This is a genomic window from Vagococcus fluvialis (assembly GCF_048815235.1).
Taxonomy (GTDB): Bacteria; Bacillota; Bacilli; order Lactobacillales; family Vagococcaceae; genus Vagococcus.
In genome coordinates, this window is record NZ_JBMEAO010000001.1 from 207,703 (window position 1) to 234,282 (window position 26,580).

At 33.7% G+C, this 26,580-nt stretch carries 21 protein-coding genes; 4 read left to right on the forward strand and 17 right to left on the reverse strand.

The window, feature by feature from the left end:
- Positions 1-2: 2 nt before the first annotated feature.
- From ACODH8_RS00925 to ACODH8_RS00960, 8 genes are all read right to left on the reverse strand, one after another.
- Complete coding sequence (locus tag ACODH8_RS00925; protein WP_332464971.1) at positions 3-521, reverse strand: signal peptidase I; 519 nt, start codon at positions 519-521, stop codon at positions 3-5.
- A complete protein-coding gene (locus tag ACODH8_RS00930) occupies positions 496-759 on the reverse strand; it encodes a hypothetical protein (protein ID WP_332464972.1) in 264 nt (87 codons plus the stop codon). Before ACODH8_RS00930 ends, ACODH8_RS00925 begins: the two co-directional genes overlap by 26 nt.
- Positions 760-776: 17 nt before the next feature.
- The gene (locus tag ACODH8_RS00935; protein WP_332464973.1) at positions 777-4,043 is read right to left on the reverse strand and encodes an endo-beta-N-acetylglucosaminidase; all 3,267 of its coding nucleotides are present in this window, start codon (positions 4,041-4,043) and stop codon (positions 777-779) included.
- Positions 4,044-4,251: 208 nt separating this feature from the next.
- Positions 4,252-5,178, reverse strand: a complete 927-nt coding sequence (arcC, locus tag ACODH8_RS00940; RefSeq protein WP_332464974.1) for a carbamate kinase — start codon at positions 5,176-5,178, stop codon at positions 4,252-4,254.
- Positions 5,179-5,322: 144 nt separating this feature from the next.
- On the reverse strand, positions 5,323-6,579 hold the full coding sequence (locus tag ACODH8_RS00945; protein ID WP_332464975.1) for a DUF1116 domain-containing protein: 1,257 nt from the start codon (positions 6,577-6,579) through the stop codon (positions 5,323-5,325).
- 13 nt (positions 6,580-6,592) lie between these two features.
- Complete coding sequence (gene fdrA / locus ACODH8_RS00950) at positions 6,593-8,326, reverse strand: acyl-CoA synthetase FdrA (RefSeq protein WP_332464976.1); 1,734 nt, start codon at positions 8,324-8,326, stop codon at positions 6,593-6,595.
- Positions 8,327-8,338: 12 nt separating this feature from the next.
- Positions 8,339-9,562, reverse strand: a complete 1,224-nt coding sequence (locus tag ACODH8_RS00955) for an amidohydrolase family protein (RefSeq protein WP_332464977.1) — start codon at positions 9,560-9,562, stop codon at positions 8,339-8,341.
- A 33-nt stretch (positions 9,563-9,595) separates the two neighbouring features.
- Entirely contained in the window at positions 9,596-10,957 is a 1,362-nt protein-coding gene (locus tag ACODH8_RS00960; RefSeq protein WP_332464978.1) for a citrate transporter, read from the reverse strand.
- 195 nt (positions 10,958-11,152) lie between these two features.
- On the opposite strand from ACODH8_RS00960, the gene ACODH8_RS00965 reads away from it, so the two are divergent.
- Positions 11,153-12,775, forward strand: coding sequence for a PucR family transcriptional regulator (locus tag ACODH8_RS00965; RefSeq protein ID WP_420517444.1), 1,623 nt, complete (start codon positions 11,153-11,155; stop codon positions 12,773-12,775).
- 4 nt (positions 12,776-12,779) lie between these two features.
- Here the strand turns inward: ACODH8_RS00965 and allD are convergent, their stop codons facing one another.
- The 6 genes from allD to allW form a co-directional block, all read right to left on the reverse strand.
- On the reverse strand, positions 12,780-13,847 hold the full coding sequence (gene allD, locus ACODH8_RS00970; RefSeq protein WP_420517445.1) for an ureidoglycolate dehydrogenase: 1,068 nt from the start codon (positions 13,845-13,847) through the stop codon (positions 12,780-12,782).
- 20 nt (positions 13,848-13,867) lie between these two features.
- A complete protein-coding gene (gene allE, locus ACODH8_RS00975) occupies positions 13,868-14,653 on the reverse strand; it encodes a (S)-ureidoglycine aminohydrolase (RefSeq protein ID WP_420517446.1) in 786 nt (261 codons plus the stop codon).
- Between the two features lie 24 nt (positions 14,654-14,677).
- Positions 14,678-15,919 (reverse strand): MFS transporter, encoded by a 1,242-nt coding sequence (locus tag ACODH8_RS00980; protein WP_420517458.1) that lies wholly within the window; start codon positions 15,917-15,919, stop codon positions 14,678-14,680.
- Positions 15,920-15,940: 21 nt separating this feature from the next.
- A complete protein-coding gene (allC, locus tag ACODH8_RS00985) occupies positions 15,941-17,176 on the reverse strand; it encodes an allantoate deiminase (RefSeq protein ID WP_420517447.1) in 1,236 nt (411 codons plus the stop codon).
- A gap of 75 nt (positions 17,177-17,251) precedes the next feature.
- Positions 17,252-18,613, reverse strand: a complete 1,362-nt coding sequence (gene allB, locus ACODH8_RS00990) for an allantoinase AllB (RefSeq protein WP_420517448.1) — start codon at positions 18,611-18,613, stop codon at positions 17,252-17,254.
- A 15-nt stretch (positions 18,614-18,628) separates the two neighbouring features.
- Positions 18,629-20,119, reverse strand: a complete 1,491-nt coding sequence (gene allW / locus ACODH8_RS00995) for an allantoin permease (RefSeq protein WP_420517449.1) — start codon at positions 20,117-20,119, stop codon at positions 18,629-18,631.
- Between the two features lie 326 nt (positions 20,120-20,445).
- Here allW and ACODH8_RS01000 point away from each other — a divergent pair, with 326 nt between their 5' ends.
- Positions 20,446-21,144 carry a DsbA family oxidoreductase gene (locus ACODH8_RS01000; RefSeq protein ID WP_420517450.1) on the forward strand — a complete coding sequence of 233 codons (699 nt, stop codon included), beginning with the start codon at positions 20,446-20,448 and terminating at the stop codon, positions 21,142-21,144.
- A gap of 70 nt (positions 21,145-21,214) precedes the next feature.
- On the opposite strand, the gene ACODH8_RS01005 is transcribed toward ACODH8_RS01000, so the two are convergent.
- Entirely contained in the window at positions 21,215-21,733 is a 519-nt protein-coding gene (locus ACODH8_RS01005) for a GNAT family N-acetyltransferase (protein ID WP_420517451.1), read from the reverse strand.
- A gap of 238 nt (positions 21,734-21,971) precedes the next feature.
- Between ACODH8_RS01005 and ACODH8_RS01010 the strand changes: the two genes are divergently transcribed.
- Positions 21,972-22,598 carry a FusB/FusC family EF-G-binding protein gene (locus ACODH8_RS01010; protein WP_420517452.1) on the forward strand — a complete coding sequence of 209 codons (627 nt, stop codon included), beginning with the start codon at positions 21,972-21,974 and terminating at the stop codon, positions 22,596-22,598.
- 28 nt (positions 22,599-22,626) lie between these two features.
- Here the strand turns inward: ACODH8_RS01010 and yjeM are convergent, their stop codons facing one another.
- Both yjeM and ACODH8_RS01020 read right to left on the reverse strand, forming a co-directional pair.
- On the reverse strand, positions 22,627-24,150 hold the full coding sequence (gene yjeM, locus ACODH8_RS01015) for a glutamate/gamma-aminobutyrate family transporter YjeM (protein ID WP_420517453.1): 1,524 nt from the start codon (positions 24,148-24,150) through the stop codon (positions 22,627-22,629).
- A gap of 188 nt (positions 24,151-24,338) precedes the next feature.
- Positions 24,339-25,529, reverse strand: a complete 1,191-nt coding sequence (locus ACODH8_RS01020; protein ID WP_420517454.1) for a coenzyme F420-0:L-glutamate ligase — start codon at positions 25,527-25,529, stop codon at positions 24,339-24,341.
- A 118-nt stretch (positions 25,530-25,647) separates the two neighbouring features.
- On the opposite strand from ACODH8_RS01020, the gene ACODH8_RS01025 reads away from it, so the two are divergent.
- Positions 25,648-26,541 (forward strand): LysR family transcriptional regulator, encoded by an 894-nt coding sequence (locus tag ACODH8_RS01025; protein ID WP_420504534.1) that lies wholly within the window; start codon positions 25,648-25,650, stop codon positions 26,539-26,541.
- The last annotated feature ends 39 nt before the right edge of the window (positions 26,542-26,580 follow it).

The following is a 26,580-nucleotide window of genomic DNA, read 5'->3' on the forward strand; positions in this document are numbered from 1 at the left end:
TATTATTCCTCCTGATTTTTTAGTAAAGTTATTAATTTTTTAGAGAAGAATATAAATAACCAACCAATAATAAGAAATACTACACCTGCGATTGATTGCGTAAACACGATTAGCTTACCAATAAATGGAATCCTTACCATTTGTTTTCCGATGATTCTGTCCTCTGTAAGAATTCCTCTGTCATTTATATTATTAGCATCTCCTTTAGTAATATATTCATTTCCCTTTTTTGAAATAATTCGATGAGTCAAGATTGTGTCATCTTCTGTTTTAAAAACAACAATATCATCTAACTGAATATTGTCTTTTTTGACTACTGAAGAAATAATCAAATCACCAGGTTGTAGAGCGGGTTTCATACTCTGAGTTTTTACTAACCAAGGTTGATATCCAAAAAATGAATTCACTAAATTTAATCGTATGCTTATAGAGATACTAATAATGACAACTAAGAAAACAAAAAATATCATTGAAAGACTTCTCATTATTTTTTCTCTATAGGTCATTTCTTTCTTCTTCATTCAGCTCAACCCCATCATCAGTTTTCTCTATTTCGTCATCCATTGTGTCAGTAGACATTATCGTTGTTTCTATTAACTCTTCTTCACTTTCATCTATATAGACTTCAATCAAATTCAATTCAAACTCGACTTGGATTTCTTTAACAAAGTAAGAAGATATCCCATAACTAACTGCCCCACACGAAAAAATAAACAAAAAGGAAGCTAAAATACAGTAAATTACATTCTTGATAGTCATTTTAGCTTCCTCCCTTATTAAGGTGTAACTCGAATCGTTATATTTTCTTTTTTGCCATTACTTGTTTCAACTGTAACTCTGGTCATACCAACTTCTAAAGCTATCAATCGATTCTCTTCAATGCTCACAATACTTTCTTTTTGAATGGTGTAATTGACATCTCTAACATTTGTTTCCTCTGGTGAAAAGCTAATATCAATCGGTATTTCATCCCCTACTTTAAGAACCGTTAAACTATTTAATCCAGTTTTAATGCTTTCTGGATAAATTTTTTCTACTAATTCTTCTATAGCTTTCATTATTTCTTGCTCTAATACATTCATTTCAGATTCAATTAAGTAGCCAGTTTCCACCTTGCTGTTAACAGCATCGAAAACAGATTGTAATTTCTCTGCGCTCTCTTTAGTAAATTTGTCTTCAGAAAGAAGTTCTTTTGATTGATTTATTAACTCTTCTAATTTTGAGCCTTGTAAACTAACTAACTCAACTAATTGATTCTCATTATTTTTTCCAATAACTAACTCTTTTGAAACATTGCCAGCATAATCTTCTAGTTCAATTCGAAGAGGGATTAATTTATCATTAGCTGTTCCAAACTTGATAACATTATCATAATTTTGTGTCACACCACGTTCTAATGCTCTTACTACCTTATCACTAGATTTCACCCGTACATGACGCCAATCTTGAGTTAAAGGTGAACGTAAGACAATGCCATTTCCATCTTTAGAGAGTTTAATATCTGCTAAAGAAATATTTTCTGCAATAGAGTCGTGTAATTTGCCTCGGTAACTTATTCCTGGTAAGACATTTCCATCTTTAACACTTTGAACTGTTAAATCATACTCTAGGCCTTCTGTTAATCCTGTTTCAATAACAGCTTCATTCTGATTACCTTCAACAGTTAAATGGAATGGATTTCCTTGATCACCAGTTGTATTTAATGGTTGAACAGTTACTTCAAAGGCATCAGGAGTAAAAGCTTTTGGCGATTCCCACGAAACATGTACTTTTCCTGCTTCTTTTGCCTGAGAGTATAGATTTGTTGTTGTCATCTCTTCTGCTACAGTAAGATTCGAAACCATCTGGCTATGAGCTAGCTGAACTGTTGTCGCTTTACTTTCCTTACCATCTTTACCAATCGCTGAAACTTCAATACTTGCATCATTACCTAAACTTAAAGTGTCTTTAATATAGTAATCGCTTCCAAATATACTTCCTAAACTATGTCTATTCCCTTCTTTATCAATGGAATAAATACGGTACTTATCAACTGCCTCATAAGAGTCTAGTTGCCAACTAATGTTAGCTTCATTTGTTTCATAAATTTGATTAATTGTCACATCTTTTGGTGCTTCCGGTACTGTTTCTTCATTACTATAACTAATTTCACCTAGATTATATTGATAATTTTTTTCATTCCCATCAAATACCATTGCAATTGTTGCTAATTTCTTTCCAGCATATTTTTCAAGTGAAATAGTTTTCGTTTCCCAATTTGTTGACTCATTCGTTGGAATAGCTATTTTCTCAATCTTTTCTGGTTGATCTTCAAAAATTAATCCTACTGAAACAGAAACCTCTGAAACTTTTGGTGTTTTAGCTGTAAAGCTCATTGTTGTTGCTTTTTCAATATCGAGTGCCGTTTTAAATAGTCGAATCGTATTTTCTGAAGAAATGTCTCCATAAGTCACTAGGGAACTGCCACCATGATAAGCCCCTACTTGACTGTATAATGTTTCTTGAGTCACACGATCAGTATTTTTTCTTTGTTCCTTTTCTCCAAAGTCAAAATCAACTTTTAATCTATTTTCCTCCGCTTCAACCCACCACTGCCATGTTGGTAAAATATCTTGATCATTTAAATTAGACCATTGACTCTCATTTGTGAGTTTTCCTTTGTTGTAATAAGCCATTCCTTTACCGATATTAAACGTTGAATAAAACTTACTTCCTCTAATAACTGAGTTTTCAGCTTTAAAGTCTGCTACGCCAGCCCATTTAGAAGCATCTTTAACCCCAACTTCTGCTCTGCTAGCTCCTGGTTTGCGACCAGTATTTCTAGGATCATCATGGACACCTGAAAAATACATTCTTTCTCGATTAGCAATCATCCATTGATATTCTTCTTGTTGATGAAGCGGAAATTGTCCCTCATCACCTTCTTTTTTTAAATCTGTGTCTAATTCTCTTTGGTAGTAATCACTTGGTGTAAATAACGCAATACTAGCCATCGGATTTTTACTATCTTTTAAGTACAATTTCTCTACTGCAGAAGTTGGATGGCCACCTTTAAATCCGGCTTGCAAAGCCTCCACGCCGATAAACGCTTCTTTGTAAGGATCAAATCCTTCTTTTTTACCTTCTTCGATTTGGCTTAATAATCTATCTGGAGCACTTGGCCAACCGTAGTTAACAAAAACAGAATTGTGAATTTGATTTCCTTGACTATCCCTTAGATAAGAGCGTTTTGATTGATCAAAAAAGCTATTTGTATTATAAAATTGTGTGTACAAACCTTTACCTGTTAAATAGGTCATTAATTCTTTAAATTCGTCTGCGCCACTTTCTTCATCGTTCAAGAAATAACCGTCAATTCCATAATGATCTGCCAACTCAACTAATTTTTGAGCGATAATGTATTCACCGTTAGCATCTTTTTCAAACATTTCTTTTTTAGTTTGACCAGGTCTAAAATAAGGATCAAAATAAACACAAGCAATTGCCTTAACTCCATTTTTATGAGCAGCATTTATATACGCCTGATTTGGAATATTTACAATACCAAATTCAAATCCACGCTTTCTCCAATCACTTGTAGCAGGATCATATAAAGACGACGGTGTACCAATTGTAGCGGCACCATGCCAAGGACTAAATAAATCTGTGTACTGCCAAAAATTAAATGCTAAATTACCATAATCGTTATTATAAATAGTACTTTCCATAAACGAATTACCATAATCCCCTTGCATTAGCATGGTTTCAACTGGACTTGTTAACTCAGGGTTTGCCTGTGTTTCTCTAAATGGCGTATTTCGTTTCTGAAGTGGGACCTGTGCTTTCATCATATGTGAATAGGGATCAGTTTCTGACTCCCATTTCTCAATATCTCTAACACGATAACCACTAAAGTGAGGTTGCGCTTTTCCTATTGCCGCTTCATCTCTTGCAGGCCATGTATCCCCTGCTAAAACGCTTGTTCCACCTCCAAGTAACACCGTTGCACATACCAAGGTAACACCAATTTTTGTCACTACATCAATCTTTTTACTTTGTTTCATATTTACCCTCCTTTTGTAATCGCTACCAATAACAATTAAAAAAATTTACCTCCCTCTCCTATTTGTCCATTCTCATTATAATCGTTGTTATTTTTGATATTAAGTCATTAAACATATCTTTTTGTCTAAAAATCATATGCATTTAATAACAATAAAAAAGAATCTGAATCATGAATAAACTATCATGACTCAAATTCTCTATTTAAAATTAACCGACAACTCTTGTTCCAGCTTTGCCATCTAGAGCTTCTACTGCATCTGATAGTGCGCAGATAATAGCTGTTTTTCCTAATTTAGCAAACTCAATACAAGCTGCCATCTTCGGCCCCATACTACCATCTGAAAAATGACCTGCTGCATAATACTCTTCAGCTTTTTCGATACTAATAGTTTCTAATTTTTCTTGATTCTCTTTTCCATAATTAATATAAACATTTGGAACATCCGTCAAAATCATTAAAACATCTGATTCCACATCTTTAGATAATCTTAAAGCTGAAGAATCTTTATCAATAACAGCTGATACACCCTCAAGTTGACCTGTTTCTGTTTTAACAACTGGAATACCACCACCACCAGTTGAAACAACAACAATATCATTTTCAAGCATTGTTTTTATCACATCAACTTCAACAATTGCTTTTGGTGTAGGTGAAGCAACTAATCGGCGGTAACCACGGCCTGCATCTTCGCCCATTGTCCAACCTTTTTCTTCAGCTAATGTTTGACTTTCTTCTTCTGTATAAAAAGAACCAATTGGCTTTGTTGGATTTTCAAAAGCCGCATCTTTTATATCAACTTCTGTCATCGTTAAAATGGTAGCAACTTGTTTTTCTGGCAATCTATTTTTAAGTGATTCTTGAAGCATATATCCAATGAAACCTTGTGATTCTGCACTACAAATAGGTAGTGGTTGTACAGGTACTTCTTCTTTAGCTAACTCATTTTGGCGTAAAATTTGACCAACTTGAGGGCCATTTCCATGAACAATAACTAGTTCATGCCCTGCTTTAATAATTTTGGAAATGCTATCGGCACTTGTTTCAATGTTTGCTTTCTGATTTTCAAAAGTTCCTACCTGTCCTGGTTGTAGAATAGCGTTCCCACCTAAAGCTAAAACGACGCGTTGTTTCATTGTTTTATTCTCCCTTAATTAAACATAACATGCTTTTATTTTTCTTTTAAAATATAAGGGGCTGTAACATACGATATGTTACAGTCCCCATTTTCAAAATTAAACGGTGTAACAGAAGTAGCTTCTGTCACAACCTCTGATTTTTTACATTCCTAATTTTTTTGCATATGCTGCGATTGCTTTTTCAAAACATGAAATTGGTGGATTTACTGTTCCTGCACCAATTTGTCCAATTCCAGCTTTTTTATGTGCGATTCCTGTGTTGATAACTGGTGTAATTCCTTTTTCAACTACAAGTCTAGCATCAATTCCTAAACAGATTCCTCTGAAATCCCAAGTTGGTACTGGGAAGTTAGGATTTTGACTCATACAGATTTCTGACATGTCATTTGATGTGTTTAAGGCATCATAAAAGCCACCTGAACCAACAAAACGTGTTACAGCAGGAGCAGCGATCATTGCCATTCCACCAACACCAAATGTTTCAGTAATAGCTGAATCCCCAATATCTGTATTAGCATCTTCTCCACTATAACCAGCAAAGTATAATCCTTGAGGTGTGTTTACAGGACCTGTAAACCATTCATCTCCCATACCACTAATACGGATACCAAAATCTTTTCCGTTACGACACATAGCTGTTACAATAGTACCTTCTTCAATTGTTCTAGCTCCGTCCATAACAGCTTTTGTACTTGCCATCATAATGTTTAAGAAAAATTGATCTGTATCAGCTAAGAAAGTCGAAACTTCTTGTTTTTCTTTTTCAGAAATATCTAAAGTTGTAATAATTGGTCCCACTTCTTTATAAAAAGCAAGAGAAGCTGCAATATTACGTTGATGGAATTCATCTCCCATAGCAATTGCTTTAGCCACTAAAACATTGACGTTTAAACCATCTTCCATTTGTTGTAATGCTTTGCTTAAAACTGGACCCAATGTATCTCTCATCCAACGCAAGCGATTAACAACTTCCTCAGAGTAAGCACCAAAACGTAGAACAGCTCCGATTCCTTCATTCATTGTACAATAGGCTGTATTACCTTCAGTTTTATTTTCAACTACAAAAACTGGCATGTTAGCTGATGTAATTCCACCCATTGGTCCTACGGCATTATGGTGATGACATGGTGAAAATTCAACCTCACCATTTTGTAACATCTTTCTAGCATCCTCTTCATTGTCTGCCCACTCTTCAAAAAGAACGGCTCCAACACAAGAACCTTGCATAGGATCTGTCATATCTTCCCATTTAATAGGAGGTCCAGCATGTAGTAACATTTTTTTATTTAAATCTGGAATCACAGATTTAGCTGGCACAACATCTAATAAAAATGGTGCTGATTGGATTACTTTATCGATGACTGCTTGGTTAGCATCTTCAATTGTTTTAAAACTCATTTTTTATTTCCCCCTATTTAGCGTCAAACTCGTATTGGTTTAAGAAGTATAATACTTTTTGTAATTCTACATTTCCTCCAGCAGATGGACGCCATTCAAAATGAACTACCTCACCTTTGTTGTCAATGATTGAATCTGTAAAGCTTTGTAAACCAATGTTGATAATTCTTGGTGTTTCAGCGATTAATTCAGCTAAGCTTGATGATACTTCTGGTAACACCTCTAAAGTACTTACTTCCTTAGCAACTACTTCTTTAGGTGCAAAAGTTAATTCACTACCTACAACTGCTAAAGCTGTTTGTAAAGCTTGTACGTTATTTTCGCAAACAATGACACCAATTTCTTCTAAAATAGCGATTTGCTCGGCCATATTTTGACGGTCTTCATCAGTTCCCACAACTACTGCTACAAAAGTGACATCTGTCTTTTCTTTTGCTTCAACAATAGCAGGTTTTAAAGCACTCGCCATGTCCTCATGAGCACCGTATCCAAGAACTACATCGAACACCACAACAGCCGTTTCTGGTTGATTCACAACAGATTTAATTTTATCAATACGAATTTCTGGATCAATCATTGGATGAGGTTTTCCTTTTGTATACATATCATCTCCTAAATCAATTACTTCATGACTTTCAGATTTTAATGTATAACCTTCTGGAGTGTTTTCTTTTGATAATCCTAAAGCATCACTTAATAAGAAAGCTGCTTCATAAGCAAGTGTTCCACCTGAGTAATATCCCTTAATTCCTTTAGTATTACTTGGAGCAACTTTTTTAGCTGGCGCTGGTGAATAAACAACTTCTTCTTTATTCATTAATTTAGTTCCAAGTTGTGCTGCTTCTTCTAATGTGTAAGCATGATATAATCCTTCTTCATGTTGTGTTGGTTTAGAACCTAAGAACAACGTTACAACTGGTTTTTCAATTTTTCGAAGGACATTTAAAACACGTGCTTCTATTTCTTTTGCAGGTGGTTTAGAGATAACAATAATCACATCTGTATCAGCATCATTATTTAATGCTACAATACTATCAATCATTGACACAGCTCCAACATCTGTAGATAAATCACGTCCACCTGTTCCAATAGCGTTCGTTACACCTTGACCATAACGGTGAATTAATGTTGTTACTTCTTGGATCCCTGTTCCAGAAGCGCCAATGACACCAATACGACCTTTTCGGTTATTATTTGTGAAAGCTAATGGTAATCCATGAATAACACCTGTTCCACAGTCTGGTCCCATTACTAATAAACCTTTATCATGTGCTTTTTGTTTTAAACGAGCTTCTTCATCAATAGGTACATTATCGCTAAAAACAAAAGCATGTAAACCATTATCAATCGCTTTTTCAATTTCAAGAGCTGCATACTCTCCTGGAATAGAGATTAATGCAACGTTAGCATCTGGGGCTTTTTTCATAGCTTTTTCCCATGAATTGATTTTCTCTTCTACAGCTCCTCCACCATCGTTGGTGCTGCTTAATTCTTCATCAATCATTTTTAACACTTTATCTTTGTCATCCTCAGATGATACTTCAAGCATCACAACCATGTCATTACTTGTTGCTTCAGAGAGTTCTGGTGTATCAAAACCACTTGCTTTAAAGATATCAATATTCGATGGTGTTCCCATCATAATAGATACTCTTTCAACTTCTGGTAACTGATTTAATTTACTTGTTAAAAGCATCAAAACAACAGAGTCTTGATAACTGTTTTTCATTATTATTGTTTGAAGCATAAAACTCTCCCCTTATCTATAAATACGTGTTGTTTTACTGTTTTCCACGGTTACTTTACCGTTTTTGATAACAGTTAATCGTTCAGGAATATCGATAATACTGTTTAAGATATCTTTTGTATCTAATAAAACAACATCAGCTTTATTCCCTACTGCAATACCGTAACCTTCTAATTTAAGTGCTTTAGCTGGATTTTCAGTAATCATTGGTAATACAGTTGGTAAATCATCTGCCCCACCTAGATGAGCAACTGGAATTGCTAACATAGCTGTTTGCATAATATCTCCGTTACCATATGGTGTGAAGGCATTTCTTATGTTATTAGTTGCAATACACACATTAACCCCGCCATCGCGTAATTTACGAATCGGTGTTACTGCACGACGAACATTATGTGTATCATTTCTTGCTCCTAAATGTAAATCAGTTGCAGGTAAAGCCATCACACTAATTTGAGCTTCTGCCATTAATTTGATAATTGGCGCAAGTTCTTCTGGTGTTAAAGCATGTAAAGCTGTTAAATGGCCTACTGATACACGGCCTTGATAGCCTTCTGCAATCGTTTTTTGACATAAATATTCAATCGACATATTAGTCGCTTCATCAGCAAAATCTTGATGTAAATCGATATCTTTATTATATTTTTTAGCAATTTCAAATATTAAATCAATGTGATCATTAGCTGGTGCATCGTTATAAGGAATACCTCCAACAACATCTGCTCCCATATCCATTGCTTCATACATCATTGCTTCCGTTCCAGGTGCTTTAAAAATACCTTCTTGCGGGAAAGCAACCACTTGAATATCTACTAAATCTTTGTATTCTTCTTTTAATTTCATAATAGTGTTAAATCCAGTAAATCCTTGAGCTGGATCAAACTCTGCATGCGTTCTGATAGCTGTAACTCCTCTAGGAATAATCATATCTAAAGTAGTTTTAGCACGTGTATAAATATCTTCTTCTGTAAATGTTGGTTTTAACTCAGCCGTTACTTTAATAGCTTCTTGTAACGTGCCTGATTGGTTTGGTTTTCTTGAAGCAATTAATGCTTTATCTAAATGAATGTGACTTTCTACAAGTCCTGGAATTAAAACATTCCCATTTCCTTCAATCACTTTGTCAAAAGTACCTTCTACAGTGTTTGAAATCTCAACAATTGTTCCTTCATTAATAGCAACATCTTTTAACTCTTCTTCATTAGCTAATCTCACGTTTTTTAATAGAATACTCATTTCAAATTCCTCCTATATAGTCGATACTATTTTTTATCCAAAAATTAATGAAATAATTAGTAAAATTCCTGATGCAATACTTACCCACTTCATGTTTCCTTTAACAACATCTAAAATAGGTGTTTGGAAACCTGATGATAAAGCTTGCATCGTAATATTTACAAAACTCATTTGACTTCCTAAACCTACTCCAATCGTTACAAATCCCAAAGCAACTGGGCTAAAGCCAAGTGAAACGGCTACTGGTAATACTAAGGTTAAAACAGATCCTACATAAGCACCTGCTGGAATACCAATTAGTATACCTGTTAACACGGCAACTGGGACAACAATAGCTGTTGGTGCTGCATTGGCTAAACTTGCAATAACTGAGAATGTTCCTGTTGCAGCAATCACATTAATGAATGCTAGGAAAATTCCTACTTGGAATAATCTTGTTAAGATGTATGTTGAACCATCAATCATTGCTTCTACTGATTGGTTCATACCAAATGGCGTACATAAGAAAATTAAGGCAATCGTTACAACCATATAGAATAATGGTGTAAAAATCGCATAACCTACTAAATCATTAACTAATGGGCCAAAAATAACGGCGAATAATAAGAAGATAGCTGGTAAAGTCATTTTAAATAATTTTGAATTGCTATAAGTATCAAATTCGTTATTAGCATCTTCTTTAAAACCTAAGTTTCTTCTCTTAGTTCCAAAGAAAGCCAATAGAATAGCTAACCCAAGGAATACTAACCAAAACGGGCGCATAGTTGATACATAATCAGCTACAGACACTCCACCTAATTTTGAAACAATACTTGATTCAAGTGACGCTGGTGATGTTGTAAATGACACAGCTGCTGCAATCGACATAGCTGCGATTAATTCTGGCACTGCCCCAACTGCTGCAAAAGCAAGAGGTGCAATAACCATGGCACTTCCGCCACCAATTCCAGACATATACGTTGCTGCTGCAAGTAAAATAACAATAAAGGCTGCTACATATTCAACTTTGCCTTTTGTTCCTCTTTTAGCTAGTGTTAATGCAGCTGTATAACCACCTGATTTAAACACTGCCATGGCAATCGCTGAATTAATAATTGGTACTGTGATTGTTAACATACTTGGAATTGTCTCTAAAAGTTGTGCATTGGCATCTGCTAATCCAATTCCACCAATTATCATAGCTAATACACCACCGGCAAGACCGGCAATAACCATATCAACCTTTAAGAATAATAAAACTAATACAACAATTAACGGAATTAATGTTAAGATTGCAAAAAATCCTGTCGGTGTTTTTTCAACCTCAATTCCTGCTGCAAATACTTGTTGTGCTGATAATAAAAATAAACCTAACCCAGATAGAAATAGTAATAATTTTCTAACTTTACTGTTCATCGTTTTTTCCCCTTTTCAAAAATAATAATATAAGAACACCCTTATATTAATACCACTTACGAAAAATAGCATCGCGCTAAAGAGATAAATTTAAAAGCGTTTTCTTATCTCCAGGGGATAAAATTTATATTTAGACTTTTTCACGAATTAGTATTATGATTGTACAAAGAAAAATACATCGTAAAAGGAGTTCACATGTCCATATCACTAAAAAATCTTTTAACATTGCCTTCTTTAAGTGAAGCTAAACTCATTACTGGAGACATCAATAGTCAGATTGAAATTTCCAATGTCATGGTTCTTGAAGCACCCGACGTCAAACATTGGGCTAAGAAAGGACAACTTTTGTTAAGTAGTTTGTACACCATTCAAAACTTTAGTGAAACAGAACAAATCAATTTTATTAAAGAACTTCATGAAATAAAAGTTAGTGGATTAATCATTAAAATCAATCGTTTCATTGATCACATTCCTAAAGGGATCTTAGAAGGCGCTAATTTAATGGGTTTTCCTATCATTCAAATTCCTGATTCAGTTTCCTATGAATCCGTTATGATTAACGTCATGCAACATTTATTTAACCAAAAAGTTGCCTTACTAGATCATTACCGAAATGTTCATTTAGAGATGATGACCTTAGCTTTAAACCCAGAACAAGCTGGTTTAAGTAACTCCATTTCAAAACTCCATCAACTTGTTAAAAAGCCAATCAGTTTAATTGTTGGTGAGGAGCATCTCATAACTAATGAAAGCTATCGAGATTTTGATGTCATCAAATTACTTGAAAATAATAAGTCTGACTTTAACTTTGAATACAATCGGCAATTGGTTTTTTATCCTTTGAGTAACTTTTCATTTTCTACCACTCAATTAGTTATTCCAATCGAAACAGATTCTCACAAAAAGTGTTTCCTCATTATTCATGAGCTGGATAAACCAGTCGATGAAATGGATTTGATGGTTATCGAAAATTCAACTTTAATTATTAAACTTGAAATATTGAAGGAAAATAGCATTAAACAAGCTAAGATGAACTTAATTAATGATGTCTTCGATGATTTGATTTATGGAAAATTTAATTCTACTGATGAACTTCGAGAGTTAACTGATTTTCTAAAAATAGATAATAGACTTAGGTATCGAGTAGTTGTTTGGCGCTTTGATACAGATACGGCTAACACTCAATCTTTAACTCCAAAAAATGAAGTTTTTGTTGGTAAGCAAATTATGGGACAAATCAAAAAACTTTATCCTTCAGTTATTTACCGTGTTAGAAATAATCGCGTTCTGTTTTTAATTAGCCAAAAAGAAGTCTCAACTACTAAACTACCTAAATTAATTCAGTCTTTAGAATCCATACATCAACAGCTTCATGACAATAATGTGTTATTTCAGGTTGGTATTAGCGAAGAATCAACCTTAGAGGAACTACATCATGAGGCTAAAAAAGCTCTGCAAATTATTCAACAAGCTGAACTATTTATTGGGACTCATTTTGCCTTAACTTTTGAAGACCTTGGACTATACCGCATATTCTCTCATCTTGTTGAAGATGCTTCCTACAATGATTACATACCGACTTCCTTAAAAATCATTGTAGAAAATTATCCTCTTTGGCTTGAGACTTTAAAATTATTTTTTGATTTTAATCAAAGTTATAAAAAAGTGGCGGATACCCTTTTTATCCATAAAAAAACTGTTCATTATCGCATTGAAAAAATGATTCAATTAGCCGACATTGATCTAAATAATCCTGAGGAAGTTCTTCAGTTGCAAATCGGTTTAAGATTATTATTAATAAAAGCTCAACATAACTAAATGATTATTTTTCAGCAAAGGCATCTGAATGATCGTACCTATTATAATGAACGTCATCACTTAATAAATAGTCATAAATACTTTGTGCAACAGGTATGCCATTTGTTTCGTTTTCTGCTTGTTTAATTTCTGATAACTCACCTGGGTAATAAACTTGTTCAAAACCAGTCGCAGGTTTGTTCTCATGTAATTCTTTAATCATTAATGATAAGTTGTCTTTAAACGTTCCTAAATCTGTGAAGTAACTTGGGTTGATTAAGATAAACAATTGACCTAAGTTACGACCAGTTGATAAATCAGAATACATCGAACTCACATGTTTCCCAAATGGTAAGCCTAGTAAAGAGCCTGATAAAACATCTACCATCATCATTAATCCGTATCCTTTTGGTCCTGAAATTGGTAGCAGGCCATTCACTTGATTGGCATCTGTTGTTGCTTCACCATTTCTATCTACTGCCCATGTATTTGGAATAGGCAGATTTTTACTACGAGCATCTAAAATTTTTCCCCACGCTTGAACCGTTGTAGCCATATCAAAAATAATCGGACGTTCATCATTGGTTGGTGCACTAAAAGCAATTGGATTAGTGCCAAAAAATGGTTCAGTTCCACCAAATGGAACTGCCATTGGGTCTGATTGACACACTGCTAATGCCACTAAATCATTTTGAGCCGCAATATCAACGTAATAAGAAAGCATACCGCTATGTCCCATTTTAGAAACACCAACAATCCCAACGCCTGTTTCTTTCGCCATTTCCATTCCGTAATTAAGTGCCTCTTTAGCTGCTACATGCCCAATCGCATTGTCAGCATGAAAAACACCTGTACTTGATCCAGTTTTTTCAAATTTAAAATCAGGGTTTATCGTTGTTCCACCCTTAGCAATACGCTCAGAATAGTATTCCACACGAACTGCACCGTGAGAATGTACTCCTCTTAAGTCTGCATAAGTTAAATGATTCGCCACTTCTTTTGCATGAGTTACCTGCAAACCAGCTTTTTCAAGCTTAGTTTGCATTAATTCTTTTAACTCCTCTTTTGGTAAATACACTAATTCTTCAGTCATTTTAAGTTCCCTCTAATCTTTTATAGTTCAACATCTCTGTTACAATCTTTAGAATAAAGGTAAGTAAGCGCGCCTTTTCTTCCAACTGAATAGCCAGCTTGTAAGTTATATGCACCCATAAATATATAGTCTCCTTTTTTAACAGGCATCCAGTTATTATCAAGATTATACATACCTTCACCATTCAACATTAACGCACCATGCTCTTGGTAATGAGTTTCAATATAACCGTGAGATGCACCTGTTTCAAAGCTTAAGATATGGAAATTCATATCAAAGTTTAAATCAGTTGGTAATAAATCTTTTAACCCAACATCTGTCATTCCTTCATAATCTTGATAAGGGATTTCATTTGAATTGCCTACAACTGGATAAGGAGCATATCCTTCAACTTCTTGGTAACGTTTTTTATAAAGGAAAGTTTCTGTATTTTCAGTTGAGTTATTTTCAAATTTTAAGCTTTCAGTTGGTGGACAGTACGCATATCCACCTGATGTCAATTCATGGGTTTCACTACCGATTGTGACTGTTAACTCACCTTCTAAACAATAGATAAATGTTTCAATTCCATTTCCGCCAAATCCTTTTTTGTTTCCACCATTTGGTAAAACACGACATAAGTAATCAACAAAAGCGGCACCTAATTTTGGCGTTGCTAAAATTGTCATTTCACAGTTGTCAAAATTTGGTATCGCATTTTTCACCAGACCTTGAGGTGGAATCAAAGCAAAATTACCTCTTTCTACGATTGATCTTGATGCTAATAGGTCATTTGGATAACCTAATTCATTTGTACGATATCCCATTGTTAAATCCTCCTAAATATTTTCCTATGCTGCTTTTTTACTTCTATTTACTACAACAAATGAAATTGTCGTAATGACTAATACAATTGCTGAAATATAGAATCCCATAATTTTTGATCCTGTATTATCAGAGATAAAACCTGTTAATGCTGGTGCAATAACTGATGAACTCATACCAAAGAAGTTAAATACACCAAACGTTGTTCCGTAATTATCTTTAGAAGCTGAATCAGCAATATAAGAAATAATGATTGGCTCAACTGCTAATTTTCCTAATAACCCATAAAGAATTAAGGCCACTAATAAAATACCTGAGCTTGGTGCTAACACTGTTAGTAACAACATCAAAGCAGCTGCAATCTCTAAACCAAAAATAAAAGTGATTTTTTTATTACGGTATTTATCTGATAATCGACTAAAGAATAAAGCGCCAGGAATAGCTGAGAAAGCTACTAGTGCTGAAGAAAATCCTATTGCTAACCCTTCAAATCCTCTTTCTTCTTGTAAGAATGAAGGTAACCACGTTACAACCATGTAATAACCATAACAAGTACCAAAATATAATAAGTAAGCAGTAATCATTCTTAAGCTAAATAATTTTTTAACATCCAATTTGGCTTTTTCTTGAGGAACTGATTTTTCTTTTGTTTCTACTACTTCAGTTGCTGAAGTTTCTTCTTCTGGTTTAATAACCACCATAAAAATAATTAACATAGCAATGATTGCTACAATACAGATATACATCATTGTTTGCCAAGGCATACCGATTTGTTTAACGATTAAACTTGAACCAATCAAACCAAGTCCCATACCAACAGCAGAACCACTATTAATAATAGCTGTAGACAATCCACGTTTTTCTTCTGGAATACTTCCTGAAGATAGTGAGTAGGCTGATCCGTAGTAAGAACCACAACCAATACCCGCTAACACACTTGCAATGTAAATCATACTAATACTTTGTGCCATTGAAATCATAGCTGCAGCAATTCCAAATAAGATGAAACCAGGAATTAAGACTTTCTTTTTACCTAGTTTATCTACTAAAATACCAGCTGGAATTTGCATTCCTGTATAACCAAAGAAATAACAACTAGAAATTAATCCCATTTGTGTGTTCGTATAGCTACCAATTGTTTCTTGTATCTCTGGGAAAATAGGTGTTAATGCTGATCTATAAATCCAAATAGTTACCCAACCTAAACAGAGCATAATAATAACTTTTTTCCAATACTCCATACCTGTAGCTTTCTGTTCTACCTTCATCTCTTTCATTGTGTACTCTCCTTATTTCTCTTCGTAAGCTAGTTTGTATAATGAAGCGATTAACGCTTTAAGACCCTCAACTAAGTCTTCTAACTTAGTATCTTCTGCTGGGTTATGACTAATACCACCAATACTTGGAACGAATATCATTGCTGTTGGTACATGTACAGCAAAAATTTGAGAATCATGTCCTGCTCCACTATGCATCACTGTATAGTTAAGATCTGCTTCTTTACAGGCTTCTTCTAATGTATTAACAATTTCTTCTGACATTGGTACTGGTAACTCATCCATCCAGTTATCAATTTCGATTGACACACCATGTTCTTTAGCAATTACAGCAAATAATTGTTCAATTTCTGCTGTAAACTCTTGTAGAACTGCCTTATCTGTGTGACGACAATCCATACTGAATGTTACTTGGCCTGGAACAACGTTAACTGTATTTGGTTGAACATCAATATGACCAAACGTTAATACTAAAGGATCACCTTTCGTATATGCTTTATCAGTTGCTGTACTAATCATTTTACTCATTGCATAAACAGTATCTTTTCTAAAGCCCATTGGTGTTGTTCCAGCATGATTTGATTCACCTTTTAAAACAATTGTGTAGCGTTTTTGACCAACAATACTATTCACAACACCAACTTGTTTACCAGTTTTTTCTAAAACACTACCCTGTTCGATGTGAATTTCAACAAAGGCTTTAATATCTTCTCTAATAGAAGTAGCTTCTTTTTTGAAATCAAATCCTGATTCTTTCATAGCATCAACAAATTTAACACCATTTGCGTCCTTTGCTTCAATGACGTCATTTTTATCTGCTAATCCCCAGATATTTTTACTACCCCAAAAAGCATAAGGGAAACGACTTCCTTCTTCTTCTGCCATTGACACAACTTCTAAATTTCTAAGAGGTGCTCCGTAAGTTTCTTTTAAATATTTAACTGCTAGGTAAGAAGCAACAATACCGAACTGGCCATCTAATTTCCCACCATTTACAACAGTATCAACATGAGAACCTGTTAAGATTGTTTCATTAGGGTATTTAGTTCCCTCTAGTTTTCCATATAAATTTCCAACTTCATCAAAGTTCGTTACTAAATCTATTGCTTCAAATTTATCTTTTAACCCTTTTTGAGCTGTTCTCCAATGTTCATCGTATAATAAACGAGTTGTGCCCCCAGTAGGATCTGCTCCAATTCCTGATATCCACTTAACATGCTCGTCTACTAACTCATTAAAGTTATCCATTTTTCAGTCTCCTCTTTTACAGTTTTTAACTGTTATCATTTCTATTTTATAAAATAATACTTCCCTTTAGGAATTTTATTTAATAAACCTACCTATTTTTTCTTTTGAAACACCTGTTTCTTTGGAATAAATCGTTTGTCCTCGCAAAATCGTTTGAACAACTTGAGCACCTATTGTTCTACCGATGTAAGGACTGATTTTATTTTTATACTCTAAATCTTCAGCTTGTAACGTATAGTCATCATTTGGAGAGATTAAAACAAAGTCTGCATCTTTTCCAATTGTAATACTTCCCTTTTGATCTAAATTAAAACGTTCAGCCGGATTGGTTGCAATTATTTTCCCAAACTGATTTAACGATAAACCACGTTTTTGGACACCTTCATCAAACAATACATCCACATTATTTTGAACCCCAGAGATACCTCCCCAAGCTTCAAATGCATTTTCCTTATTTTTTAAGTCAGGTGTACAGGGTGAATGGTCTGAAGTAACAAAGGAAATTTCTCCAGTCTTCACTTTTTCCCACAAACCTTCTTGAGCTTTTTTATCTCTTATTGGTGGTGAACACTTCACAACAGGACCTATGTCATCAAGCTCTGATGTATCAAAGTAGAGATAATGAGTACACGTCTCACAAGTCACATCAACTCCTTCTAAGCGAGCTTTTGTCACTTCTTCAACACCTTCTGGACAAGACACATGACAAATATGAATTCTACAACCTGTTTCTTTCGCAAATAAAATAACTCGGCGAATTGGTTCTGCTTCAGTAAATACAGGTCTAGTTTCAACATAAGCTTTCAATGAAGTCTCACCCTTTTGATAGGCAATTTCTCCCAATCTATCTGTGATAGCTGCATTCTCAGCATGAATGGCTAAAACTTTTCCAGTTTTCGCGATTTGTTTCATTCCTTCATATAATGAATAGTCATCAACATTCATAAAGTCACCATCAATGGTTCGGTCACCACAAGTTGATAAAAAGGCTTTATACGCCTTAACACCGCCAGTGTCCAATTCTTGAATACCACCATCAAGATTATAAGGAACTAATCCACCAAAAGAGCCAATGTCTGACATTAATTTACCTTCTCCTGCAGCAAACTTTATCTCAAGAGATTCTTTATTAACTGTTGCAGGAACTTGGTTAAGTGGCATTTCCATGAAGCTTGTCACGCCACCTTTAGCACACGCATTCGTTCCAGTTTCATAACCTTCCCAAAAATCTCTAAAACCACCACCAGGATCTGAAATATGAACATGAGCATCAACCATCCCAGGGCTAACAATCAAACCTGTTGCATCTATTGTTTCAGTTGATTCGCCTAATTGGTGACCAATTTGTACAATCTTACCGTCTTTAATCCCAACTTCTGTTTGAACTGTTTCGTTCTCTAGTATGACTAAGCCATTTTTTATAATTAAATCTAACACAGTTTTAGTCTCCTTTTATTTGAATTGTTTCCATTTTTTTAATCCCAAATAGATAAAGAAAGCAAATCCTGTTCCAGTTAGAAAAGAAACATTCGATATCATACTTAATTTAGGAATAAATTGACCTAACATTGAAATGATAAGTGAAACAATTGTTGCAATGTATGCTGCCATGTTTATTCCTTGATACGGATTATGTTTATTTTTTTGTTCTGTATCCATAAACAAATCATCGATGACGATTTGTTTTTTTTGAATAACAAAAAATTGAGCTAACATAACTCCGATAATAGGACCTAGTACAGCACCTATCATATTAAGAAAGAAGAAAATACTTTCTGAGTTCTCCATCAATTTCCAAGGCATGATAATAAAACTAACTACTGCAGCTATAAGTACACCTTTTTTATAATTAACTCTTTTAGGGAAAAGAGCAGATAATTGATAAGCTGCTGGAACAATATTACCTGTTGCGTTAGTTGAGATGGTTGTCATTAATAAAACGATGATAGCTAACAACATAGCTGGTAAGCTATCCCACTTCTCTACAATATTTAAGACGTTCCATTCTTCTACGCCGTAATAAAGCGAACCACCTATCAAAATACAAATACTTGAAAAAGCAAAAATCGTATAACCAACCACTAGACTAGCAGTTTGACCTATTCGTTGAGCTCTGGTTGATTTAGCATTTTGAGTAAAATCAGATACACTAGCAATTGGTCCAGCCCAGACTGCCAACACAGAATTAATAATCATTAAATAAATAAATAAGGATGAATGACTAGTTACTGGTTTAACGGCTGGTGTAAAGGTTAAGATTTGGTTCAGACCTCCTCCAACATTTACTGCCCACACAGTCATGCCAATAAATACAACATAGATTAATGGGTTCAAAATAGCTGTAAATTTATTTAATGTATCTCCGCCACCAATGCCAATCAATACATTGATTAGCCAAAAAATGGTGAATGTTATTAATCCCGGTAAGTTAATACCAAAAAAGTTAAAATTGCCGCCGATTTCAAGAAAACTTGGCCAAATCTTTCCAATAAGTATTAAAAGCGCTAATGAGGCTGTGTAATTTTGAAGTCCGAACCAGGCAATCGCTGCAACCCCACCTCTTAGAAAACCAGGTAGTTTAGCCCCTATGTTTCCGTAAACAGATCTTAGTTGCATTGAAAAACCAATGCCATACTTTGAACCAAATTCTCCATTTAAAACCATTAAAATAGCAACGCATATACTACTTATTATGAGAGAGTACATGATATTGATAGGAGATAATCCTAAAAATAAAAATCCCCCGACTGCTGCATAATTAGGAACATTATGAACTGACCCCATCCACAAGGTAAAATAGTTTTTAGCGCTCATTCTTCTGTTTTCATTTGTTTTTGGTAATAAATCTTCGTTGTAGCCCCTCTTTTTAATGGCTACTAATTCTTCTTTTGTAAATGAAATCCCCTCTTCTAACAATGGAAAATTTATCTGATCTACTTCCATAGTACTCTCCTTAACGTTTTATCAGCTGCTGACACCACCAATATTACACAAACTGTAAAACGATTTCATCGTGTCATTTTTACAATTGAATAAAAAATAATGTGCACTTTGAACAAAAGGAAAAAGGTGAGTCTATTGATTTTATATGTACTTTCATTAACTAATCATTTTTTTGCTGTCATTTTAGCTATTTTGTACATTTCCCTATTTGTGAAATATTGTTCAGAAAATAAAACTTACAAAAAATAAGCATTTGAGCATATTTTTTGTCAATTACATTTAATGAAGATATGATGATATCAAGAAAAAGATAGGTGGTTATTTATATGAAAATAGAATTCTTTCATGATGTGATATGTAGTTTTTGTTTCCCTATGTCATATCGCATGAGAAAAATTCAAGAAAGATACCCTAATGTTGAGATTATTCATCGCTCTTTTGCTCTTGCATGGGAGCCAGAAGATTTTAATAGAATGTTTGGTAATCGTGACAATGCTAAAAATGAGATTTTAGGTCATTGGGAGCACGCCAATCAAAATGATGATTTACATCGCTTTAATATTGTAGGAATGAAAGAAGCTGATTTTCCATTTCCAACATCTAAAAATGGATTACTTGCAGCTAAAGCTGCTAAATTAATAGGTGGCGAAGAAGCTTATTGGCAAGTATTTGATAACTTACAAGAAAGTCTTTTTGTAAAAAATCAAGATATTGAATCTATCGATGTGATAAAAGAAGCTGTTGTTGCCGCGGGAATTGATTGGGATAAGTTTGAACCTGTTTTCCAATCTGAAGATGCATTAGAAGCAGTCAATGAAGATTTACGACTAGGTATTAGATATGGTATCCAAGGAGCTCCCTTCCTAGTAATAAACGAAAAATATGGGATTAATGGTGCTCAACCAATGGAAGTCATTGAAGAAACCATCGAAAAAATTGCCGTAGAAGTCCACGAACCTCTTACTTTAATAGAAGACGGTAGTTCATGTAGTTTAGATGAAAACGGTACTTGGGTTTGTGATTAAATATTAACTAAAACAAAAAGAGTGAATTGAGATGAGGAGTTCCTTCATCTCAATTCACTCTTTTATTCTATTAATCAATAATTATTTGATAAGCTTTTCTTTTACCATCTGTTACAGGTAAAACAATAGTTCCTTGATAAGAGAAACCTGCTTTTTCAATAACTTTCTGCATTCTCAGATTAGATGGATGAGTATCTATTCTGATGTCTTTATAACCTAGTGCAATTGAACCTGAAATTAAATGACTCAAGAAAAACTGGCCTTTTCCTTTTTCTTTTACATCTGAGTGAATCGCTACACGATGAAGAGAGGCATATTTTTCAGATGGTAACCATTCACCTTCAGTGATATCATCATAACCTACTTGCTCTTCTTTTGTGATCGTTCCGTACCCAATAATACGACTTTCTTCTATTAGTACGTAGCCTTCCTCTAAAGATAAGTCTTTACCAAGACTTATTTCATTTGGACCTTCATTATTCTGCCATTGGGGTATACCAGCCTTATTTAAAGTCTCTCTTCCATTTTGAATGACTTCTAAGATATCATTTAAATCCTTAGTTGTGGCTTTTCTTACATAATATAACATCTCTTATCCCCCTTTTTTGTGAATCATTATTATAGATGATTTTCAAGGATTTTGATAGTAAAAACTTTACAAGTATAAAAAAAGGTAATAAAATAAACCTATTCTTTAGGAGGTGATTGAGATGAGAACATCATCTTTAATCTATAGTCAAGGGTTCATTTATTAAATGATACTTTGATTATCAAAACCTTTTGTTTTTCTTCAAAGTATCACCAATTATAGAAAGAAGGAAAATGAAATGATACAACCATATGAATATAATTATGTAAAAAAACAAATAACTAATTTAATCGATATTTATAAAACAGTGAATGATAAACAAACGATTATGACGTCGCAAGAATTAACCACTTTATCTATCAAACCAATTCTTGGAGATGAGCTTCATGAACAAATTAGAATAGCGTACTTAGATATCACTCTAACTAATGCTAAGGCAACCAAAATTTTTGATACTTTAAAGGAATTTGTTGTTCCTTATAAAGAAACTTCTGATAAACAAATTGAGAAGTCTTTTAAAAAAGTCAAAAAATTAAAATTCCCAGACTTAAGTCACTACGATTTAAAAGAAACGAATTATTTAGCTTGGGATGATATTGGCACTCAACGTAAATACATCAACTTTTATAGTAATAATAAATTAGTTGGTTTTTATGGTGTTATGTCTCCTACTGTCATTAAAAACGTTTGTGCTATTTGTCATAATATAGATAACGTAGCGATGTTCATGTCAACAACCAAAAGCTCTGGTGACGGAACTTATACAAAAAAAGGAAACTATATTTGTAAAGACAGTACTAAATGTAATCAACAAATGACTAGTTTAAATTATCTACACGATTTTTATAAAACAGTTTCAAAATAATCTAAAAGAGTCTCATGAGTAATTTAACTCATGAGACTCTTTTTTTAATGTTTTTTTCAATTCTTTTTTCATATCTTCGATATAAAATCAATGCTACCCCACCAAAGAAAATAGGACCTAATATAGAGAAGAAAGTTTCCATATATCTACCATGTAGTGCTGGTTCTACAATTGTAAAGACATTGGCAAATCCAATAACAAATGTTACCATGACAACAATCCATTTATAATTAGTTTTTGATTTATAGATGACAAAAGGTTTATGAATGCTCTCATTCTTTTTAAACCCATAAAAAGCAATAACGATAAACATGTAAGGAATACTCACCGCAACGTTTGTCATAGAGATGATGATTTCAAAAAATTCTTTTGCTCCTTTTCCACCGAAAGATACAAATAAAATAATGACAATAACAACCAATGCTTGAACATACATCGCATAGACTGGCAACCCATTTTTTGTTTTGGTCCATTTTTTAGGCCAAATCTCTTTAGGAGTTCCCTCTATTAATTGTTTTAAGGGTGAAAAAGCTAAGGTGAAAAATGAACCCGTTAATGCTAAGAACATTGAAATCCCAATATAACGTCCCATCCAAACCCCAATTTCAAGAGCAACTGATTCAGACAAGTTTAAAGCTAACCCTAATTGATACCCCATATTATTCATTGCCACATAAGCGACATTTCCTAATGTAATATCAGCATTAGAAAATTCTGTAAAAGTAAACAACCAGTTAGTAAAAATCCCCATCACAAATATTCCCACTGCATAACCAATTGTAATAACAATAGCAGAAATTTTTATCCCTTTAGGAAATGTAACTTCAGGATTTTCAGTTTCATCAACTAAACCACCAATGATTTCTAGGCCGCCATACGCAAAAATAGCAAAAACTAAGAAACTAAAAACAGAAATGATTGAACCATAATCTGGATTAGGTGATTTAACAAAACTAGTCGCAGTTATTGGTTCTGCCATCTGGCCATTATTTAATACTAAAATGATTATCCCTACAATAATTAAAACAACGTTTAATAAAGCTACTGCTACCCCACCGACATTAGTAATTTTTTCAATTTTATCTAAGCCTTTACTTGAGACAAAAGTGATAAATAATATCCATAATACACCTAAGACACCCAGGCTCTGAACACTGTTTAATCCTAATAAGCTCCATTCTTGGGTCTTATCAATTCCAAAAATCCCATTTGATAATGGAATCCAAATCGAAATACCCGTACTAACCATCCAAATAATATTCGAGGCATACCACATCACGGTTCCAACAAATGAAAACTTAGGATTAACGGATTCAGCCATCCATGAGTAGATGCCTCCTTTCCTATCTTTAAAAGCTGCTCCAAATTCAGAGAGCATAAAAGCAAAGGGCAGGAAAAAGGTAACTGCTGCTAATATGTACCATATAATGGATGCATATCCCATTAAATAAAATGCTCTAACAATATTAGCAAATCCAAATACTGAAGTGAAAATCATGAGTATTAATGCCGTTAGTGATAATTTTTTTCTTTTACTCTGTTCGTCGTCCATTCAAAATAACTCCTCAATTTTTTACCTCTTAATAAAAAAGGTTCTGTATACCATTTTAAAACACTTTTTATTTAAAAATGCTTATGTAATAGTTTTTTCAGATTAATCTCATATGTTATTTATTATTCTCTCATAACTTTTTTCTTCAATAAAAAAAGAACAATCTAAAAGACTGTTCTTTCTAAAAACTATTTAGTAAAATTATCAAAATATCCTTGAATGAAAACGATTGGTGTTCCTTTATCTCCACTACCTGAAGTTAAATCAGCTAATGAACCAATTAAGTCAGTTAACTGACGAGGTGTAGTTCCTTGAGCTTCCATAGAACCTGTTAAATCATCATCTTTTTCATTAATGTGTTTTTTGATAGCTGCTTCTAAATCAGCTCCACGTAAATCAGAGAAATTATTATCTGCTAGATATTTTAATTTTACTTCATTAGGTGTTCCTTCTAATCCTGATGTAAAGGCTGGTGAAACAACTGGATCAGCTAACTCCCAAATTTTTCCAACTGGGTCTTTAAATGCTCCATCACCATAGACCATCACTTCAACTAATTTTCCAGTTTCTTTTTGTAACATCTCTTGAATTTTTTCTACAACTGGCTGACAGTTTCTAGGGAATAATTTTACCCCTTCTTCAGTAGATTTGTTTGATCCTAATAAACCATAGTTTTCGTTAAAACCACTTCCATCAACTGATTCAGATAAAATATCATCTAATGTATAAACTTTTTCAGCGCCATTGCTTTCTAAAATACGTTTTGTACGGTAACGAGTATGGATATCACATGTTAAAACATTTTGCGTATAATCTAAAATCGTTTTTGGTTTTTGAGAGAAAATAACTTCACACTCAGCACCTTCTGCAACTACTAATTCTTTGTAGTATTCAATATAGTCAACACCTGTAAAAGTATGTTTGCTATAACCAAATAACTGTCTGAATTCAGCTTCATTTAACACATCTGTCCAAGGATTAATACCTTTTTCGTCTAAAGCATCTAAAGAAACAATATGGTTTCCTACTTCATCAGAAGGATAGCTCATCATTAAAATAACTTTTTTACTTCCTCTAGCAATCCCTTTTAAAAGATTTGAAAAACGATTACGACTAAAGATTGGGAAAATAACTCCAACAGTTGATTCTCCAAATTTACTTGTCACATCTTTTGCGATTTGGTCAATTGTTGCATAATTTCCTTGTGCTCTAGCTACAATAGATTCTGTGATAGCTACGATATCTTTATCTTGTACGGTGAATCCTTCAGCCTTAGAGGCATTTAATACACTTTCTACAACAATCGATTCAATGTTGTCACCTTCATTAATGATTGGGCAACGTAAACCTCTTGTAACCGTTCCAACTGTGCGTTCCAATAGAACTCGCTCCTTTGCGCATTTAACTGCATCATAATTTTTCTACTCTTGTACTATACATGGTTTTATGATATAAGTAAAATTAATATAAACTATATGAGGTATAAGGAGTATTTATATGGTCAATAAATTAGATTGGTATCGTGTTTTTTATGAAGTTTCTCAACATCAAAGTTTTTCAAAGGCAGCCAAAAGCTTATATCTAACTCAACCTGCAGTTAGTCAGTCCATTTCTCAATTAGAAAATGAGCTGTCAATTCGCTTGTTTAATCGTAATCCACAAGGCGTTCTTCTAACTGAGGAAGGCAAACTCTTATATGATTATGTGGACTCAGCCCTTAATTTACTTAGTTCTGGTGAAAACAAAATGGAAGAATTTAAAAATCTAAAAGGAGGAAAAATTGCAATTGGTGTAGGAGACACTATTTCTCGCTATTTTTTACTTCCCTTTTTAGAGTCCTTTCATCAAGAGTATCCTGACATTTCTTTTAAATTAGTTAATGGAACTACTTTTGAATTAGTTAACATACTAAAACAAGGAAAAATAGATATTGCTATTTGTAATTTTCCTATTGAAGACGACAAGTTAGAAAAAATTACCTGTAAACATATTCAAGATACTTTTGTTTACGGTAATCAGTTTAACGGCGAATTTGATACTCCTAAAACTATTCAAGACGTTTTAGACTATCCGATTATTTGTTTAGATCAAGATTCTATTTCAAGACATTTTATGGACGAATGGTTGGCAAACAAAAATCTCGCTCTTAATCCTGAATTTGAATTAGGTTCTCACGACCTTCTTTTGGACTTTGCTAAAATTAATTTAGGCGTGGCTTGTGTGACAAAAGAATTTTCTCTTTCTTACATTGAACAAGGACTTTTAAGAGAAATTGAACTCACTGAACAAATTCCAAATCGCAGTATTGGTATTTGCTATTTAAAAAATGTTTCACTTTCATTGGCAGCCAATAAATTCGTTGATATTATTAATGACAAAACAAATATTTAGCATTCAAAAAATAACAATTAAATAAACTATTTAATTGTT